Annotated in this window: 10 protein-coding genes; 3 read left to right on the forward strand and 7 right to left on the reverse strand. The window is 48.0% G+C overall.

Features of this window, described 5'->3' with window-relative positions; genetic code table 11:
* Positions 1-4: 4 nt before the first annotated feature.
* Together DWW13_RS13380 and DWW13_RS13385 are read right to left on the reverse strand one after the other, a co-directional pair.
* Positions 5-1,993 (reverse strand): right-handed parallel beta-helix repeat-containing protein, encoded by a 1,989-nt coding sequence (locus DWW13_RS13380; protein ID WP_117762073.1) that lies wholly within the window; start codon positions 1,991-1,993, stop codon positions 5-7.
* A gap of 125 nt (positions 1,994-2,118) precedes the next feature.
* Positions 2,119-4,143 carry a right-handed parallel beta-helix repeat-containing protein gene (locus tag DWW13_RS13385; protein ID WP_118720304.1) on the reverse strand — a complete coding sequence of 675 codons (2,025 nt, stop codon included), beginning with the start codon at positions 4,141-4,143 and terminating at the stop codon, positions 2,119-2,121.
* Positions 4,144-4,388: 245 nt separating this feature from the next.
* Here DWW13_RS13385 and DWW13_RS13390 point away from each other — a divergent pair, with 245 nt between their 5' ends.
* Positions 4,389-5,261, forward strand: a complete 873-nt coding sequence (locus DWW13_RS13390; protein WP_118720306.1) for an AraC family transcriptional regulator — start codon at positions 4,389-4,391, stop codon at positions 5,259-5,261.
* 48 nt (positions 5,262-5,309) lie between these two features.
* Here DWW13_RS13390 and DWW13_RS13395 read toward each other — a convergent pair whose 3' ends face one another.
* The 5 genes from DWW13_RS13395 to DWW13_RS13415 all read right to left on the reverse strand — a co-directional run bounded on the left by DWW13_RS13395 (position 5,310) and on the right by DWW13_RS13415 (position 14,506).
* Positions 5,310-7,463: a glycoside hydrolase family 3 N-terminal domain-containing protein gene (locus tag DWW13_RS13395; protein ID WP_118720308.1), complete on the reverse strand. Its 2,154-nt coding sequence runs from the start codon at positions 7,461-7,463 to the stop codon at positions 5,310-5,312.
* A gap of 15 nt (positions 7,464-7,478) precedes the next feature.
* Complete coding sequence (locus tag DWW13_RS13400) at positions 7,479-8,603, reverse strand: Gfo/Idh/MocA family protein (RefSeq protein ID WP_117510713.1); 1,125 nt, start codon at positions 8,601-8,603, stop codon at positions 7,479-7,481.
* 183 nt (positions 8,604-8,786) lie between these two features.
* Positions 8,787-13,052: an ABC transporter permease gene (locus tag DWW13_RS13405; protein ID WP_118720310.1), complete on the reverse strand. Its 4,266-nt coding sequence runs from the start codon at positions 13,050-13,052 to the stop codon at positions 8,787-8,789.
* Between the two features lie 7 nt (positions 13,053-13,059).
* Entirely contained in the window at positions 13,060-13,764 is a 705-nt protein-coding gene (locus tag DWW13_RS13410; protein WP_055220354.1) for an ABC transporter ATP-binding protein, read from the reverse strand.
* 133 nt (positions 13,765-13,897) lie between these two features.
* On the reverse strand, positions 13,898-14,506 hold the full coding sequence (locus DWW13_RS13415) for a nucleoside recognition domain-containing protein (protein ID WP_055267272.1): 609 nt from the start codon (positions 14,504-14,506) through the stop codon (positions 13,898-13,900).
* Positions 14,507-14,965: 459 nt separating this feature from the next.
* Between DWW13_RS13415 and DWW13_RS13420 the strand changes: the two genes are divergently transcribed.
* Positions 14,966-15,436, forward strand: coding sequence for a hypothetical protein (locus tag DWW13_RS13420; RefSeq protein ID WP_117510709.1), 471 nt, complete (start codon positions 14,966-14,968; stop codon positions 15,434-15,436).
* A 302-nt stretch (positions 15,437-15,738) separates the two neighbouring features.
* Positions 15,739-17,367, forward strand: a complete 1,629-nt coding sequence (locus tag DWW13_RS13425; RefSeq protein WP_147397736.1) for a hypothetical protein — start codon at positions 15,739-15,741, stop codon at positions 17,365-17,367.
* The last annotated feature ends 2 nt before the right edge of the window (positions 17,368-17,369 follow it).

Here is a 17,369-nt window from a genome sequence, read left to right on the forward strand (position 1 = left end):
TCTTCTACCACAGAATCTTCTCTGCCTCAGCTCCATCCGCAAACGGTCCCGGCATTGCTGCCACGCCGCGGTGCTCGCCGAGATAATCCTGATCGAAGATAATCGTGCTTCCGTCCGGATCTTCGAATCTCTGCTCCGGCTCGAAGGCGTATCCTAAAATATCACTGTTGATAATTCCCGTCCGGAAATCCTTCAGGAACTCATACACGTTCGTCTTGATGGAATAGTGGCCGTCTTTTTCCACAAGTTCCACCTTAACCTGGTTCTCGTTATCCATAAGATTCTCTTTTTCATTCACACACGCCTTTGCTCCGTTAAAGTAAGCGTTTCCGTTTACCCAAACCGGCAGATGACATTTATTGTGATACGGCTCCAGCTTGCTCATGTCGGCCGGTTTATCCAGCTCAAAGTGGCTGATCCACTCGTCATAGGTCGGATACTCGTCGAACACATGCGTTCCGACCTCCTGGTTATCCTCCATCTTGAAGCCCATGTCCTCAACCGTTTCTGTTTCCTCAACCGGGTAATTCTGGATAAAGATGTTGTTGTAGAACCGGTCATCGCCATGCAGGAATGTCATGAATCCGGCAACCTCGGTACGGTGACGGATGTGATACGGCGTGTAACGGTCTCCTGTTCCGCCGCCAACTGCAGTTAATGAGCCAAGCATCAGATTGTGTACGCAGGCAATACCATCGGTCGCCATACGAACGCTGACCGGTGAGAGCATAATGTTGTTATCGATCAGTGTCGGACCATGGCCAACCTCGATGAAAATATCCTGACTCATCATTGCGCCCTCTGCCTTTGGTGTTCCCTCCGGCGGGCAGTTGTCGTGCAGCAGGTTCTGGGTCAGGCGTGTTCCCTGTGCCTCCCAGTCGCACCAGATGCCCATCGTACAATGATGAATGTGATTTCTTCTCATCACAACATCGATCGCTGCATGCATCTTGATACCGGAAATCTCGGCCCCGCCAAGCTGCTGCATATTGTTGATGTTGTGAATGTGGTTGTCCTCAATGATACTGAACACACCGCCCATCCGTCCGACAATACCGGTCTGCTCACAGTGATGGATGTGGCAGCGGCGGATGATATGGCTTCCGATGTTCTCCTTCGTCCAGCCGTGATACTGGCCGCGGCACACAGCATCACGCTCCATCTGGGTCGGGCTTTTTACGTGTTTTCTGGTAAAGTAATGGTCGTTCTCCGGATCGTAATATTTTCCGAGCGAAATACCGCAGCACTTGCTGTTGCTGACCTCACAGTCCTCAATAATCCATCCCTTCGACCAGTGCGGACCGATCATACCGTCCTGATAAGCAGCCGGCGGCGCCCATGTCGTTGCTGCCTTGCTGACATCAAATCCACTGAACGTAATGTAATTTACGCCTGTTTTCGACGGCATAAAGCAGTTCCGGCGCACGTTGATTTCTACTTTTTCCTCCGTCGGGTTTTTACCCTGGAAGTTTGCGTAGATGACCGTCTGATTTTTCTCTTTGTCCTGCTCGGTATACCATTTGTAAACCGACCACTCCGGCTCCCAGGACGGCGCATAAACCTCGCCCTTGATACACTCCTCGAGCGTCTCTGCCTCGTATAACTGGCGGTCATTCAGATAAACCGCGCCGGTATGGCGTACCACCGGTGCAAAATACCAGTCACCGCCGACCATTGTCGTGTATGGGTTATAATTGCCAAACACTCCGTTGTCTACACGGCATACCCACACATTATCTTTGTAATGCTCCCAGTCATTCATCGTTTCCGCACCGGTGATCTTTGCGCCGAGCGGCTTCTCACTCTTATAGACGATTCTTGCATCCTCGGTTCCTCCGTTGACCGGATCAACATATTCATGGTAAATACCAGGTGCAACCAGAACTTCATCTCCTGCCTTTGCAATTTTTGCCGCATCGTTGATGAACTTGAACGGCATCTCTTTTGTTCCGTTTCCATTCTTCGGAGCGGAATTATTGACATAGTAAATCATTTCTCTATACTCCTTTTTGTTATAGTAAAACCCGAAAACACTGCAAAAAAGGCTGTGACGCAATCATTCACTCTCTGCGGCGCTGAATTTTTTACGCTATTTTTTTGCGGGTCTATAGAATTTCTTTACGATAATGCTTCTTCCGCAGCCTCTTTTGATGCAAACGGGCCCGGCAGCGGATGAATGCCCTGACGGTTTCCGAAGTAGTCATATCGGAACACGATCGGCGTTCCATCCGGATTCTCATATTTCTGTTCCGGCTCAAATGCCATGCCAAGCGTCTCCGTTGAGATCACTGCACAGGCATTCTGCGGCAGATAATCGTAAACATTGGTCTCCAGTTTCCATTTTCCGTTCTCTTCTTTTACACCGATGGTGATTTCATGCTCGGTATCCACTACAGCGTCCTGTTCCTGCTCTGCCGGCTTCGCCCCATTGAAGTAAACGTTGCCGCCAAGCCATACCGGCAGCTTCTCGTAATACAGATCCGGTGACTTTCCGGAACCCATTCCGCAGTAGCCCTCAAATCTTGCCACGTACTCCTCCAGCGTCGGATATCCGCTGTACGGCACGGTTCCTGCTGTCAGATTTCCGTCATCCCATTCATTATCCCCAGTCAGTTTACGGATTTCTTCCATTCCCGCACGAACCGGCTTCTGGATGAAGATATTATTGTAGAACCGGCAGTCACCGTGAAGAACCGTCATAAATCCGTTGATCTCCGTGCGATGCGGCACATGGTACGGTGTGTAGCGCGGCGACGGCAGCTTTTCGGAGCCATTGTTGACACCGCGGCCGACAGCAGTAAACGATCCCGCGATCAGGTTATGTACTACCGCAACACCCTGTGTTGCCAGCTTCATCGCGCGGTCCGAAAGCAGTACGTTATTGTCCACCAGTGTCGGTCCGTGGGAAATTTCAATAAAGATATCCTCGCCGATGCCGTCCATCCCCTCCGGATTTGCATTTTCCTCGTTCGGCAGCGTATTGTCATGGAACAGGTTCTGCGTAACACGTGTGCCCTGTGCCTGCCAGTCGAGCCAGAGGCCTCTCGTACAGTGATGGAAATGGTTTCTTCGAATGATCACATCGATCGCCGCATGCATCTTGATGCCGCCGATCTCCGCACCCGCAAGGTTCTGTTTATTATTGATATGGTGAATGTGGTTATCCTCAATAATCGAGAACACACCGCCTAAATGGCCTACAATACCCGTCTGTCCACAGTCGTGGATGTTGCACCGGCGGATGATGTGGCTTCCGATGTTTTCCTTTGTCCATCCCTCCCGCTGCGCCTGACAGATACAGTCACGCTCCGTCTGTGTGCCATCTTTGAACTTCCATTTGAGCCATTTATTGTCATTGTTCGGCTGTCTGTATTTTCCAAGGGAAATGCCCGAGCACTTCGAATCTGAAATCTCACAATCCTCGATGATCCATCCCTTTGACCAGTGCGGGCCGACCATTCCTTCCTGATATGCCGTCGGCGGAGCCCACTGGGTTGCCGCCTGTTTTACAACAAAGCCGGACAGCGTGATATAACCAATGCCCTCCTTCGATGGATAAAAGCAATTCTCACGTACATTGATTTCTACGGTTTCTTCGTTCGGATTTTTTCCCTGAAAATTCACATAGAAAACGGTCTCATTTTTTTCTTCGTCCTGCTCCACATACCAGGTGTAAGCCGTGAATGCCTGATCCCAGGATTTTTTATAGATCTCCGGCTTTTTCACCTTGTCCAGGCTCGTCACCTCATACATGGATTTTCCATTCAGATACACTTCTCCGGTGTGTGCCGTGTAGGATGCGATAAACCAGTCACCGCTGACCAGTGTCGTATATGGATTGTAATCCCCAAACAATCCGTTCGAAACGCGCGCTGTCCACACATCACCTTCCAAATGCTCCCAGTTATCCACAATTTCCGCACCGGTAATCACAGCTTTTCCCGGTTCCACAGAACGGTACACAATTCTTGCATCCTCACATCCCGCATTCGCCGGATCTACATATTCCCGATATACGCCAGACGCTACAAGCACCTCGTCGCCGGGCCTTGCAATTTTTGCCGCCTCGGAAATCGTCTGAAATGGATATTCCTTCTGCCCATTTCCGCTTCGTACAGCATTTCCATCTACATAAATCTGCATTTTTCGCTTACCTCTCACTTCTTCACTTTTCATAAACTTTTATTGTGAATTTTCGCCAAAATCACATTACTCTTTTTCCGATTTCTGCCGTTCTTCACAATTTTCATATCTTAACCATAATACAGATCCTCGTAAAACACTACTTATATATTGCCGATCATTGCCCAGATGTTTCGATTTTTTCTATATTTTTTCTCTCTTCTGTTGTATAATACCGTTTATCAGATACGGAGGATTCTTTTGCCATGAAAAACGATTCGACTTCTTTTTTCGAAAACAATCATTTTGCTAACAGCTATGTTTACGATATCTCTATTTCGCATGTCCCCGCCTATTTCGGTCTGCACTGGCATCACTATATCGAAATTGTGCTTGCACAGGATAACGGCATTATCTATGAAGTAAATGGAGAAACCTTTCCGCTAAAGCCCGGTGATCTTCTTTTTATCTGGCCCGGCGAGCTGCACGCTGTTTCCACAACCAACAAAGAACATCGCCTGATCATGCTTCAGCTCGATGCAGATTTTCTGGAAAAACGCGTGGATTTCCAGTCTGTTGCTTATCTTTTTTATCAGATCCGTCTTCTGAATCAGAACAACTTCCCGGAAATCGAAAAACTCCGCGGATTTCTGACAGAGCTGCGCAGGCTATCCCTCTCCGGTATCAGTTTTTCCGAGTTGCGCGGATGCGTTCTGCTGTATCAGTTTTTTATTCTGCTCGGCGAAAATCTCTCCGTGCCGACCGAAACTGCCGCACCGCAAAAAACAGGCCATTCCGCACAGGTACACCGCCAGATGATTGCTGCATGTACCTGGATCTCGAGTCACTGCACCGAACCGGTTTCTCTGGAAGAAGCATCAAAGGTCGCCGGATTCTCCCGCTGCCATTTTTCCAAGCTGTTCCGCGCATACACCGGCCTCTCCTTCACGGATTTCGTCACCAGGGAACGGCTCCATATCGCCGAAAACCTGTTAAAAAAACCGGATCTCACGATCACCGAAGTGTCGCTCGAATCCGGTTTTAACAGTATTTCTACGTTTAACAGAGTCTTTTTGAAATCAAAAAATGTAAGCCCTACCGACTTCCGTCAGATGTACCTGCAATCCTATCAGAAATAGGCTATGAATTCGGCATGGCCTCCACACATTCCAGCCGTGTCCTCCCCGCTAAACAAATATAACACTATTTCCCCATTCATGATCACTGCTGTTTCCAATGCTAATGCGAAGCTTCATCTGGCTGCAGACGATTTCCATATTTTCATCGTAATAAGAAAATTCTTCCCGATCTATAGAGAAATCTACCGTTTTCTTTTCTCCCGGTTCCAGGAATACCCTCTGAAAGCGAACAAGCTCTTTTCTCGGACGTACTACAGATGAACATAACGTTTCATAATAACATTGCACTACCTCTGCCCCCGCAACCTTACCTGTATTACTTACCTTACAATGTACATGAACTCTTTTATCCGGTCCTGCCTGTACCTCAATATCCGAAATATTAAATTCTGTATAAGACAGTCCAAAGCCAAACGGATATAACGGAGTATTGGGAATGTCCATATATCTGCTGCTGAAACGGTTCTCCGGATGATCGGCATCATAAATATGTCCTGTTTTTATATCCCAGTAGCTCACCGGCACCTGTCCCACACACCATGGGATACTTACAGCCAGTTTTCCGGAAGGATTGGTTCTTCCGTATACAATGTCTACCACTGCTTCCGCTCCCATAGTTCCGGGTCTCCATGCCATAATAACAGCCCTGGATTTTTCGGATATTCTTCGCAGATCCAGCGGTCTTCCTGTGATTACCACAGTTACAATATTTCTGGTGCGCTTTGCTATTTTTTCAAAAAACAGCTGCTGTTCTTCCGGCAGGGTCAGAAACGCTCTGCTGGCCGCTTCTCCCGACTGAGACTCATGTTCCCCCAACACACATACAACAGTATCCTCCCCGGTTATCGTTTCCAGCCACCGTTCATTCCCTGGCTCATCAAACCGCTCCGGTTCCACCTGCCATATCTTACACTCTTCATCCGAAAGCATTCTGCAGCCCGGCATACATTCCGCCTTTATCTGCTTCTTTTGAAGAATATCCTCTATGGTCTCAACTGCCTCGTGTTCACCAAAAATTGACCAGCGACTCAAAAATTCTTTTGATGTCACATAAGGTCCGGCCCATATCACCCTCTGTTTCTGGCACAGAGGCAATATTTTTTCATTTTTTAAAAGGACGCAGCTTTCGCTGGTCAGTTCATATGCTTTTGCCCGGTAATACGGGGTGAGTTTTTCACTCTTCCCAAGTCCTGCAAACGGATCTTCAAAAAGACCCAGCTGGTTTTTCATCATCAGAACCCGGAATGCACTCTCATCAATAAGGGCTTCCGGAATCTGTCCGTTTTCCACCAGTTTTTCCAGCCAAAACATATAAGCAGGACTCATCATATCAATATCCACACCGGCTTCTGCAGCCTGAACCGCAGCTTCTTCCAGATCAGCTGCCACTCCCTGTTCCACCAGCTGTCCGATCGATCCCCAGTCTGAAATAACAGTTCCCTCAAAACCTTCTTTATCCCGCAAAAACTCCCTGAGAAGTTTTTTATTTCCACTGATCGGTTTTCTATCTATTGCATGAAATGCAGTCATAACCATAGCAGGCTTTGCCTTTAATGCCATACAAAAAGGCTTTACGTACTGCTCCAGAAATGTCCGTTGGGATATTTCAACATCATTGTATTCCCGCCCTGCATTCACTGCTCCGTAACCTGCAAAATGCTTCAGGCACGCTGCTACTCCCTGATCGCTTTTCTGCTGATAGCCATCTACCATTGCTTTTCCCATGATTCCGTTCATATACGGGTCTTCTCCAAAAGACTCCATCATTCTTCCCCAACGCGGATCTCTTGAAACATCAATCATAGGAGAAAATGTTGCTTTAAGCCCTTCAGAAGAGGCTTCCGAGGCAGCTATCGACGCAGCCTCGGAAACCAGCTCCGGATGAAAGGAACAGGCCTGTCCCAACGGAATCGGAAAAATTGTCCGGCATCCATGGATCACATCCGCCATAAAGATAAGAGGAATATGATGTGGGTGTTGTTCCATATATTTGCTCTGAATGTCATATATTTTTTCTTTGCCAATCACCCCCAGCACAGAACCCGCATACCGGATTATCCATTCCGGCGGTAATTGTTCTCCGACAACACCGGTCAGTACCGCATCCTTATCAAAATATGCACCGGTCAGCTGTACCATTTGTCCTATTTTTTCCTGTAAAGACATTTCCGACAGCAATTGCTGTAATTTATATATTTCCATAAATACTCCTTATTTTTACTGCTCTTTTTCCGGTACCGGCAGTGCCGCCGGTCTCTCGCAGGTGGACGGAACCTTCTCAAATGCGCCCGATTTTGCGCTCTTCATAATCTGATCAATCACATCCAGTACATGGTATGCCATTTTGGCATTCGCACGGTTTAGTCTGCCCTCTGCAATTGCTTCTGCCATCTCGGACGGACCGAGGCCGCGGCTGTTTTCGCTGTAGGCAAAGCCATAATCCAGCACTTCCGGAACTGCCTGCTGTGTCCAGTCCTTCACGCCCGGAATGTAGACGATATCGCCGCCGAAATTGTTCGGGTCCACCAGCTTTAAAATACCTTTTTTGCCGTAAATTGTGAATACCGCCTGATCGTTGATGGTGCTGTCGCCATTGACACAGAATGTGCCGGTCACGCCGTTTTTCATTTCCAGAATCGTGAAAGCCTGGCTCTCGTTGCTGTAGTCAAATTCCTGGCCGTATTCCGGGCTGTCCGGGACGACATTGACGCGCTTCGGCGCAAGGTTGCGCACGGAGGAAACGACACGGTCCACCGGGCCGAAAAGGCTGACGATGGCGGTCAGATAATAAACACCGAAATCGTAGCAGATACCGCCGCCCGGCATCCGCAGAAAACGGAAGATGCTCGCCAGCAAATCAAGATCGCGGTTTGCGCATGCTTCGAAAGATGTCACCTCGCCGATCAGCCCGTCGTCGATCGCTTTTCTTGCGGTCTGCAGTGCCGATCCAAGGAAGGTGTCCGGTGCGGAACCGAGATAGAGATGTTTCTCCTCTGCCAGCTCGATCAGTTTCGCTGCCGTTTCCGGTGCGAGGGTCATTGTTTTTTCAGTGTAAACGTGTTTTCCGGCTTCCAGTGCCTGACGGATCAGCCCCTCGTGGGTCGGTGCCGGTGTCAGAATGACTACCATTTCAATCGACGGATCTGCCAGAATTTCCTCGTAGGTACAGCCCTTGATGCCATACTGCTCTGCTTTCTTTTTCGCATGTTCAAGATGGCCTGCGCAGCATGCTGCTACCTCAAGATTCTCAAAGTTATGAATCATGTTCGTCAGATAAATATCACTGATCGCTCCACAGCCGACAACGCCGACTCTCATTTTTTTCGTTTCTGTTGTTCCCATTTGTAAAAATCCCCTTTACTCTTTGTTTTTTGATTCTGTTCTGATAAAAACCCTTATTTTTTTTATACAACGAAATGTCTGAAAAAACAAGCATTCCGGCTCATATTTCACTTTCAAAATGAAAAAACCGCCCACGGTTTCTGCAGATTCTCTGCATCACCGCGGACGGCCTTTTTCTGTTGTTTACTCCACGCTTTTCAGCGATTCAATCATATCAATTTTTCTTAACCGGTAGAACATCATAAAATTGACGAACAGAGCAAACGCCAGGGTAATCAGGGCGCTCCAGCCGTAGCTCCGCGGGAACACGTTTCGTCCGAACATCATCATATCGACCTCGACGGTCTGAATTACGCAATGATGTAAAAACGTTCCAATTCCCATGCCCGCGATAACGCCGAACAGTGTCAGCACCATGTTTTCCCGGTACACGTACGATGCCACCTCGCCGTCGAAGAAGCCGAGCACTTTCAGCGTTGCCAGCTCTCTCTGTCGTTCGGTGATGTTGATGTTGTTCAGGTTGTACAGCACCACAAACGCCAGCAGGCCCGCCGATACGATCAGCACCACGATGACGATGTCGAGGGAACGAAGCATGTTGTCAATCTGATCAATCAGGTCGGATGTGAACGAGATTGCCGCTACACCGTCGTACGTCATGATTTTTTCTCCGAGTGCTGTCTCATAATTGCTCGACGTGTCCTGGTATTTCATCAGAAGCTGGTTGTAGTCCGGCGCTCCGCCGAACAGCTCCTCGTAGAGATCCGGGGCCAGATACAGGTAATGGCGCACGTAGTTTTCGACGATGATCGAAATCTTTACGTCCACAATATCGTCGCCTTTTTTCAGCTGAACCGTGTCGCCTGCTTTTACGCCGAGCATCGTTGCTGTCTTTTCGCTGATGGCTGCGCCGCCGTCGGTCGGGAATTCGTAAACTTCTCCGCTTTTCCGGTCTCGGAAGGCATAGAAGTCATTGAAATTCGTCAGTTCTTTCGGCACTTCAAGCACTGCATCCACGGTCTTTTTGTCGGTCTGCAGTTCGATGTTCTGGCAGTACATTTCCAGCAGCTCATCGATGCCGCTGTAGTTTTCCAGATCGGTCTGCAATGCTTCTTTTTCGGATTCATCCACATCTGAATTCAGCACAGCATTCGCCTGATAGGTGAAGAGGCTGACGAACTGGTTTTTCGCAATCGCGGTGATGGAATCCTGAAGGCCGAAACCGACGAGGATCAGACCCATGCATCCGCCGATTCCGATAACGGTCATGAAGAATCGTTTTTTATACCGCACCAGATTCCGCACGGTTGATTTCTGCGTAAAGTTCAGATGTTTCCAGAGTACGCCGATGCGTTCCAGGAAAATCCGTTTGCCGTTTTTCGGTGCTTCCGGCCGCATCAGCTCTGCCGGACCTGCGGCGAGTTCTTTGTAGCATGCCGCGATCGTCGCCACGCCGGTGCAGGCTGCACTCGCCAGAATCGCAAGGCCTCCCTGCTCCCAGTTCAGCGGGGTCATGTAATACGGGAGTCCGGTATACAGCATGCCGTAGGCATTCATAATAACCCAGGGCAGGATTTTTTCTCCAACCACCACGCCCGCGAGAGCGCCGGATACGGTGGAGAGCATCGCGTATGCGAAATATTTAAAGGCGATCACGCCGTCGGAATAGCCGAGGGCTTTTAACGTTCCGATCTGCTGACGCTGTTCCTCGATCATTCGTGTCATCGTCGTCAGGCTGACGAGAGCAGCCACGAGGAAGAAGATAACCGGGAAGAATTTTCCGATATTCGAGATACGGCCGGCATCCTGACCGAAGCTCTCAGTTGACGTTACCTTATTCCGTCCCCAGACGTACCACGTTGGTTTTTTCAGGTCTGCGAGTGTTTTCTCACCGTCCGCAATTTCCTGCTTCGCATCCGCGATTTCTGGTTCGGCGTCGGCTTTTGCTTTTTCATATTCGGCTTTGCCGTCCTCAAGTTCCTTTTCTTTATCGGCAATTTCCTGTTTCGCATCCGCAAGGGAGATTTTTCCGTCGGCGATTTCCTGTTTCGCGTCGGCAAGCTGGGTTTCTCCGTCGGCAATCGTCTGCTTGGCTTCGGCGAGCTGAGTTTCTCCATCGGCGATCGTCTGCTTGGCTTCGGCTAACTGGGTTTCGCCGTCGGCGATCGTCTGTTTCGCTTCGGCGAGCTGACTTTCTCCACTGGAAATTGTCTGCTTTGCAGCGGCAAGCTGGGCCTCACCCGACTGAATCGTCTGTCGGTACGATGCAATCTGCTGTTCCCCATCAGCAAGCTGGGCTCTGGCAGCCGCAAGCTGAGTTTCTCCGTCTTTTAATTTACTGCGGTTCGTCTCAATCTGAGCTTCTCCGTCGGCAATCGCTGCTTTGGCGGATGCAAGCTGGGCTTCGCCATTTTCAATCTGTTTCTGATAAGCTTCTGCCTGTGCTTCTCCATCCTGAAGCTGGGCAAGAGCCTCTGTAATCTGAGCTTCGCCGCTTTCCAGTTCTTCTTTTGCAGAAGCAATCTGTGCCTCGCCTGCGGCGCATTCCTGCTCTTTTTCTGTTAATTGTGCATCTGCAGCGGCAAGCTGACTTTCTGCGTCGGTAATCTGAGCTTCTGCAGCCGCAAGCCGGGCTTCCGCATCAGCGCTTGCTGCTTCAAACGCTGCGATGTTTTGTTCCAGAAATGTTTTCTGCTCCTGCATCGTGAAAAGCTGCTGTGCTAACTCTGTCTGCTTTGCTTCCAGCGCAGTTTTCTGTTCCAACAGGGATACATATGCTTCATCTTCCTCCGTCAGTCCGTCAAGCTGAGCCTCAATCACCTCGATCTGACCAGTCACTTCTGTCTGCGCAGTCTCCACCACCGGAAGCTGCCTGGAAATCTGGGCTAACTGATCCTTGGCTGTCTCATACTGACTCTTCTGTTCTTCATACGCTGCCTTCTGCGCTTCATACTGTGTGCGTCCTGCAGCGGTTTCTGCTTTCTTGTTGTCCAGTTCCTCGCGTGCAGCGGAAAGCTGCTCCTTTGCAATATTCAATTCCGTTTCTTTTTCGGAAAGCTGCTCTTTTGCAGTATTCAGCTCCGTCTGCTTCCGAGTCAGTTCGGTTTTTGCCGCCGAAAGCTGCGTCATTTTTTCCTCTAACTCTTTTTTGCCGGATGCCAGTTCTGTTTCTTTCTCTGCAAGCTGTGCTTTTCCGTCGGAAAGTTCTTTCGCTTTTGCCTCAAGTGTGGCTTTTCCACTTGCAAGTTCATCGGCTTTCTGATTCAGCTCCGCTTTTCCGCTTTCCAGCTCTGCCGCCTTTGCTTCCAGCGTCGCTTTTCCGCTCGCAAGTTCCGCCTCTTTGTCTTTCAGCGTTGCCTTGCCGGATGCCAGCTCCTGCTCTTTATCGGCGATGGTTGCTTTCGCACTGAGAAGTTCCTGCTCTTTGTCTGCAATGGTCTGTTTTCCGTCAAGGAGTTCCTGTTCTTTCTCAGCAATCGTCTGCTTTCCGTCAAGAAGCTCCTGTTCTTTGTCCTTTAACGTCTGTTCGCCGTCGAGAAGTTCCTGCTCTTTGTCCGCAATCGTCACTTTCGCGTCGGCAAGCTGCTGTGCACCGTCATCCAGCTCTGTTTTTGCGTCCGCTAATTTCTGCTCTGCATCAGCGACCTGCTGTTTTGCATCATCAATCTTTTCCTGTCCTTCGGTTTTGACTGCCGTATACCGCCGGTCGCACGCCGCATCCTCGAGCGCTTCAATCTTCGTCTGTACAGCCTTCACCGTCTCATCATACGCATCGCTGTAGCTCGCCTCTTCCTGTGCGCCGTCCGCCTGGACGTAAATCTCTGTATAGAGATCCGAGGTAAATGTCTCCGGAAGCAGCAGTGCAAAACTGTTGATGCTTCCGTTTCCAATCGAGCCCGTTCCCCGGTTCAGCTCCATATAATAAGGGAGTGTCGCCGAACCAACAATCGTAAACGTGTCCCCGGTCAGCGAATCTGAGAGCGGATCCTCCGTTCCGGAAGTGAACGTTACCTGATCCCCAATCTCACAGCCGGAACTTTTCAGAAACTGCGTATCAACAAGAATTTCATCCTCTTTCTCCGGCATCCGTCCCTCGACCACGCGCGGCTCATTCACACCGTCCGTCAGCGCAATCAGCTTCACAACCTGCTCGCTCTCGCCGATGTCATGCAGCACTTCCACCGTTTTTCCGCCGTAGACCGCTTTCACGCCATCCGTCTTCGCGATATCCGCCAGATCATCGTCTGTCAGCCCCAGCGTTCCAAGAACTTTCAAATCCATATAATTTACTTCATCATAATACCGGTCCGCCGAAACCTTCATATCTCCTTCCGCCGACCGAATGCCCGAGAAAAACGCCGCGCCAAGAAGCACGATGAAAAAGACTGACAGAAACCGCCCCTTGTTCTTTGTGATTTCCCGGATAAAGTCTTTTCGAAATGCTCTCATCGTCCACCTACCATTCTATCTCTTCCACCGGTGTCGGGTTCTCATTTGTTTTCATGCCCGCCACTTTTCCGTTTCGGATTTTAATCACGCGGTCCGCCATCGGTGTCAGCGCCGAGTTGTGAGTGATGACAATGACCGTCATCCCCTTCTCCCGGCAGGTATCCTGCAGCAGCTTTAAGATCGCTTTTCCCGTCACATAATCGAGCGCGCCGGTCGGCTCATCGCAGAGCAGCAGTTTCGGATTCTTCGCCAGCGCACGCGCAATCGCCACACGCTGCTGCTCTCCGCCCGAAAGCTGCGCCGGGAAGTTATTCATTCTCTCTTCCAGCCCAACCTCCGCAAGCACCTCCGACGCATCCAGCGGATGCTTACAAATCTGCATCGCCAGCTCCACATTCTCGAGCGCCGTCAGGTTCTGCATCAGATTATAAAACTGAAAAACAAATCCAATATCCTCCCGCCGGTACTGGATCAGCTTCTTGCCGCGGTATTTGCTGATTTCCGCGCCGTCCACCAGCACCTTTCCGGAAGTCGCTGTGTCCATTCCGCCTAAAATATTCAGCACCGTCGTCTTACCCGCACCGCTCGGTCCAACAACAATCACAAACTCACCTTTTTCCACATCAAAGCTGATTCCATCCGCGGCCTTGATGGTGACTTCACCCATTTTGTATGTCTTGGTTACATCCTGAAGACTCACATATCCTGCCATGCTCTTGTGTTCCTCCTATGTAAAATTCAATATCCCTCATTTCCTTTATTGTACCAAGCCGTTGCCGCGGCGGCTAGTCCTAAGAAGGCGAATTTACTGTTTTTTTATAAATATTCCTGGGCAGACCGCATTCTCAGCTTTTGCATTTTTCCATACATTTGCAGAATAAAACAGCCGCTACCGTGCTTGCTGCCGTTGCCGCCAGTGCCGGTCCGACAATGGCCGTTGGATGCACGCTGCCATACTGGCTGCGGTATGCAATCACGTTGACCGGTATCAGCTGCAGGGAAGAAATATTTAAAATCAGAAAGGTGCACATTTCCCGGTTTGCAGTTCCTTTCGGAACAGCGGCCGGATTTTTGTTTTTCCGCCGTTCCTCTTCCAGCTCTTCGAACTGTTCCATGGCAAGAAGGCCCGGCGGCGTTGCCGCTGCGCCAAGACCGAATACATTACAGATCATATTTGTGGCAGCCGATTGGATGGCCGGGTGATCCGATGGTACCTTTGGAAACAAAAAGCGCATGACCGGTCCCATCTTTTTTACCAGGCTGTCGATCATTCCCGCTTTCCTTGCAATCTCCATCAGCCCGCTCCAAAGGCCCGTCACACCCAGAAGAGAAATTGCCAGCACAACTGCCTCTTTTGAAGCGCGCAGCGCACCGTCTGTCACCTCCGGCAGTTTTCCGCAAAAAGCACCGTAGGCAATGCCAAGAAGAAGCATACCGCTCCAGAGTCTGTTCATGGATTCACCTGCGTTCATCCGTTATCTTTATACGATATGCTTCTTTTCTGTTTTTCATGATATTTTGTTTCAACCCACAGATAAGACGCCGTTGTCACGCCCGCCAGCTTTGTGAACAGCTTTGTCACCGCGGTATCTGTTTTCTGTCATTTCTTTCTTTTGTTCTGTCGTTCACAGCCTCCTGCGCTTCTCTCCATTCCAAAATAAGTTTTGTTTTCCCATAAAATCAATTTTCTTTTAAAAAAATCGGATCATAGGAATCATTAAAAGTTTAATTTATGTTTTCATCTGATTTTTTGTCTAATTTTTATGCCTATTTCATATAGTTTTTCAAATAATAGTATAATAAACACAAATTTTAGCCGGAATCGGATCATTCTATTCCATACCAAAACAACAATCCGATACCCAAAATACAAAAGCGCATCATTTGAAACGCTTGACTTCAGGAGGGAAAATATGAGTGCAAGATTAGTATTAACAGTAAAAGATTCCAATCGAATGGCAAAAGATCTTTCCATGAGCGTCATGGACAAAATGTTTCATCCACTCAAGTACAATAAAATGATGAATTCCAAAGCAAAAATAGGCATCTTTATTGATGACGAAAAAGAAGGAACTTTATATGAGGCATCTAAGACTCCATATGAAATCAGCTTAACTCCTGGCGTTCATCGTATTTCTATGATAGATCCGGCAAAAGACAGCAAAAAAGGGAATGTCAATCTGATGGGGTCCATCATTGGATTTTCTGCAGGCAGCGGCCTCGCAGAACAAATATCCGTCGGCGAAATAGGAAAATCCTTAGCCGGTGCCATGTTTAAAACTGGTGATGGTTACCTGGATCTGGATTTAAAAGACGGAGATATCTTAAAAGTTCAGTGTCAGGCCGGAATTGGCGGAAAAGTATCTATCAAAGTATTAAAATAAGAATTGCCAAAGCATATCATGCAAAGCAATCGGATGACAAGGGAGGCAAAATATTTTTTGCCTCCAACATCATTTTATCAGCAGACACCTGGAGGAAATAAAATATGGACTTTCCTGTTTCGATTCCATGGGAAACTCTTGATCCCGAAATATTACAAAAAGCGATAAATTCAGGTAGTAATTACAGAACCTATTGTGATGAAAAATCATGGGATATTTCTTTTGAAATAGAATTTCTGGAAAAAGAAGAAATCATCTTTCTTCTCCTGGTTGAGCACGGACGCCGCAAAGGCGGAACTTCTGTGCAAAAGACAAATGAACGAACGGAAATTTCCAAATATACAAAAGAAGAACAGGCAAAAATGGTAAATGCTTTTAATCAAAAACTTGATACTTACGAAGCGTGGAACTCTCTGTTTGTCGGACCAACGACAAGTATGTTTGGAAATCATGTGTATGAATCCTATATGGACTATATGTATTCCTGGGATCACTTGGGCGACAGAATTTTTCTGTCCAATTATTATGAACGTCAATTATATTCTGTGCAATCCGATACCCATGTTACAGTAAAAAGCAATCAGGAAGGATATGATTCTATCTATGAGCTGGCGCAGGCAAAGGTAACAGACCATACCTTAGAAGGTATCTGCTGGAATTTTTTCCCGAAGCTCCTGTTTTCCAAGGGAGATCTCGCGGGTGCGCCGTACCATGATGTCTATCATCGTCTGGAAATTCTGACAGATACAGAATATCTGCTTGTTCCGGCGCTGCTTTCACTCAAAGAAAAATATGAAATTACAGCAGTCGCCGGAAATCTGGATTGCCCGCAGATGCATTCTCATGCAATGACACTGAAAGCAGCAGTACAACAAGCTATTTTTAAAAATATCTTTGGAAATCTCTTTCCGGAAAATGGATTTTTGCTACAGAAAGCCCCAAAGAAAATGCTGCTTTCTGCTCAAAAACAGGCAGAGGAATTTTCTGTTGCGTCTATGAATGCCCGAAAATATCCCGAGCTCCTGATGCAGGCAGCTGCAAAAGAAAATTTTCATTGTACAGCCTTTCAGATTCTGCAATTTTCCAACAATCCATATCTGTCGGCCTTTGATAAAACAGATCTTTTCAGAAGATGCATGGCCATCAGTAATCAATCAGAAGAACCGGGAATCTGGAAAGAAACCTATCAGAATCTGCTCCGGGTAATGATCTGCAAAATAACTTTGGAGGAATCTCAGTTCAGCGATCCGGAGAGCATCAAAGAATTACAGGATTTTACAGAACACCAGCAAGAAAAGCTGGAACAGGAAATGCAGTTAAAAATCCCAAAAGAAAAAACTGCTGAAATTTTATTGATGAATGAACTGAAATGTATGCTGGCATGCATTTCCGTCGTAACAGCAGAAAAAATACAGGGACACAAATGCACCGAATTGGCCGAGAAGAGCTGGCGTCTGGCAGAAAGTATCGAATATATATGGAATGCAGAAATTCTAAATCCACAAATCAGAGAAACTGTGTCCAAAGCATTCATCCGCATTTGTATCGGATGTGGATCTATGTATCTTCAGAATGTACAGGAAGAACATATAAATCCCGAGCAGATCCAGGAAGCAGCGGAAGAAATCTCATTACTTCTGTATCATTACAGCGATCTTTTGCTTCCGGAAGAAATGCCGGTCTATCAAATCCCTATCTATCAAACGCTCCAAATTGCAAATATGAGACTGGAGCGAAAGGAAAATGCATTGTACTATGCCCAAAAAGGAGTTGTATTGTGTGATCTGTTTTCTGCTGGTCAGAATGCGCAATTAAATGGTCTCATTCAGGATTCAAAAAACATGTTTCAGCAATATATCAATCAAAATGTACCTGCTGCATCCCGCCCGGCAAAAAAGAAGGGGCTTTTCTCCCGGCTCTTCCAGAGATAGCA

Origin of the sequence: Blautia sp. AF14-40, from assembly GCF_003479665.1 — a bacterium.
Lineage (GTDB): Bacteria > Bacillota > Clostridia > Lachnospirales > Lachnospiraceae > Fusicatenibacter > Fusicatenibacter saccharivorans.

What these genes read in the sequence shown, in the direction of transcription:
- DWW13_RS13380 (WP_117762073.1), bottom strand. Translation starts at nt 1,993, where the DNA reads ATGATTTACTATGTCAATAATTCCGCTCCGAAGAATGGAAACGGAACA.
- DWW13_RS13385 (WP_118720304.1), bottom strand. Translation starts at nt 4,143, where the DNA reads ATGCAGATTTATGTAGATGGAAATGCTGTACGAAGCGGAAATGGGCAG.
- DWW13_RS13390 (WP_118720306.1), top strand. Translation starts at nt 4,389, where the DNA reads ATGAAAAACGATTCGACTTCTTTTTTCGAAAACAATCATTTTGCTAAC.
- DWW13_RS13395 (WP_118720308.1), bottom strand. Translation starts at nt 7,463, where the DNA reads ATGGAAATATATAAATTACAGCAATTGCTGTCGGAAATGTCTTTACAG.
- DWW13_RS13400 (WP_117510713.1), bottom strand. Translation starts at nt 8,603, where the DNA reads ATGGGAACAACAGAAACGAAAAAAATGAGAGTCGGCGTTGTCGGCTGT.
- DWW13_RS13405 (WP_118720310.1), bottom strand. Translation starts at nt 13,052, where the DNA reads ATGAGAGCATTTCGAAAAGACTTTATCCGGGAAATCACAAAGAACAAG.
- DWW13_RS13410 (WP_055220354.1), bottom strand. Translation starts at nt 13,764, where the DNA reads ATGGCAGGATATGTGAGTCTTCAGGATGTAACCAAGACATACAAAATG.
- DWW13_RS13415 (WP_055267272.1), bottom strand. Translation starts at nt 14,506, where the DNA reads ATGAACAGACTCTGGAGCGGTATGCTTCTTCTTGGCATTGCCTACGGT.
- DWW13_RS13420 (WP_117510709.1), top strand. Translation starts at nt 14,966, where the DNA reads ATGAGTGCAAGATTAGTATTAACAGTAAAAGATTCCAATCGAATGGCA.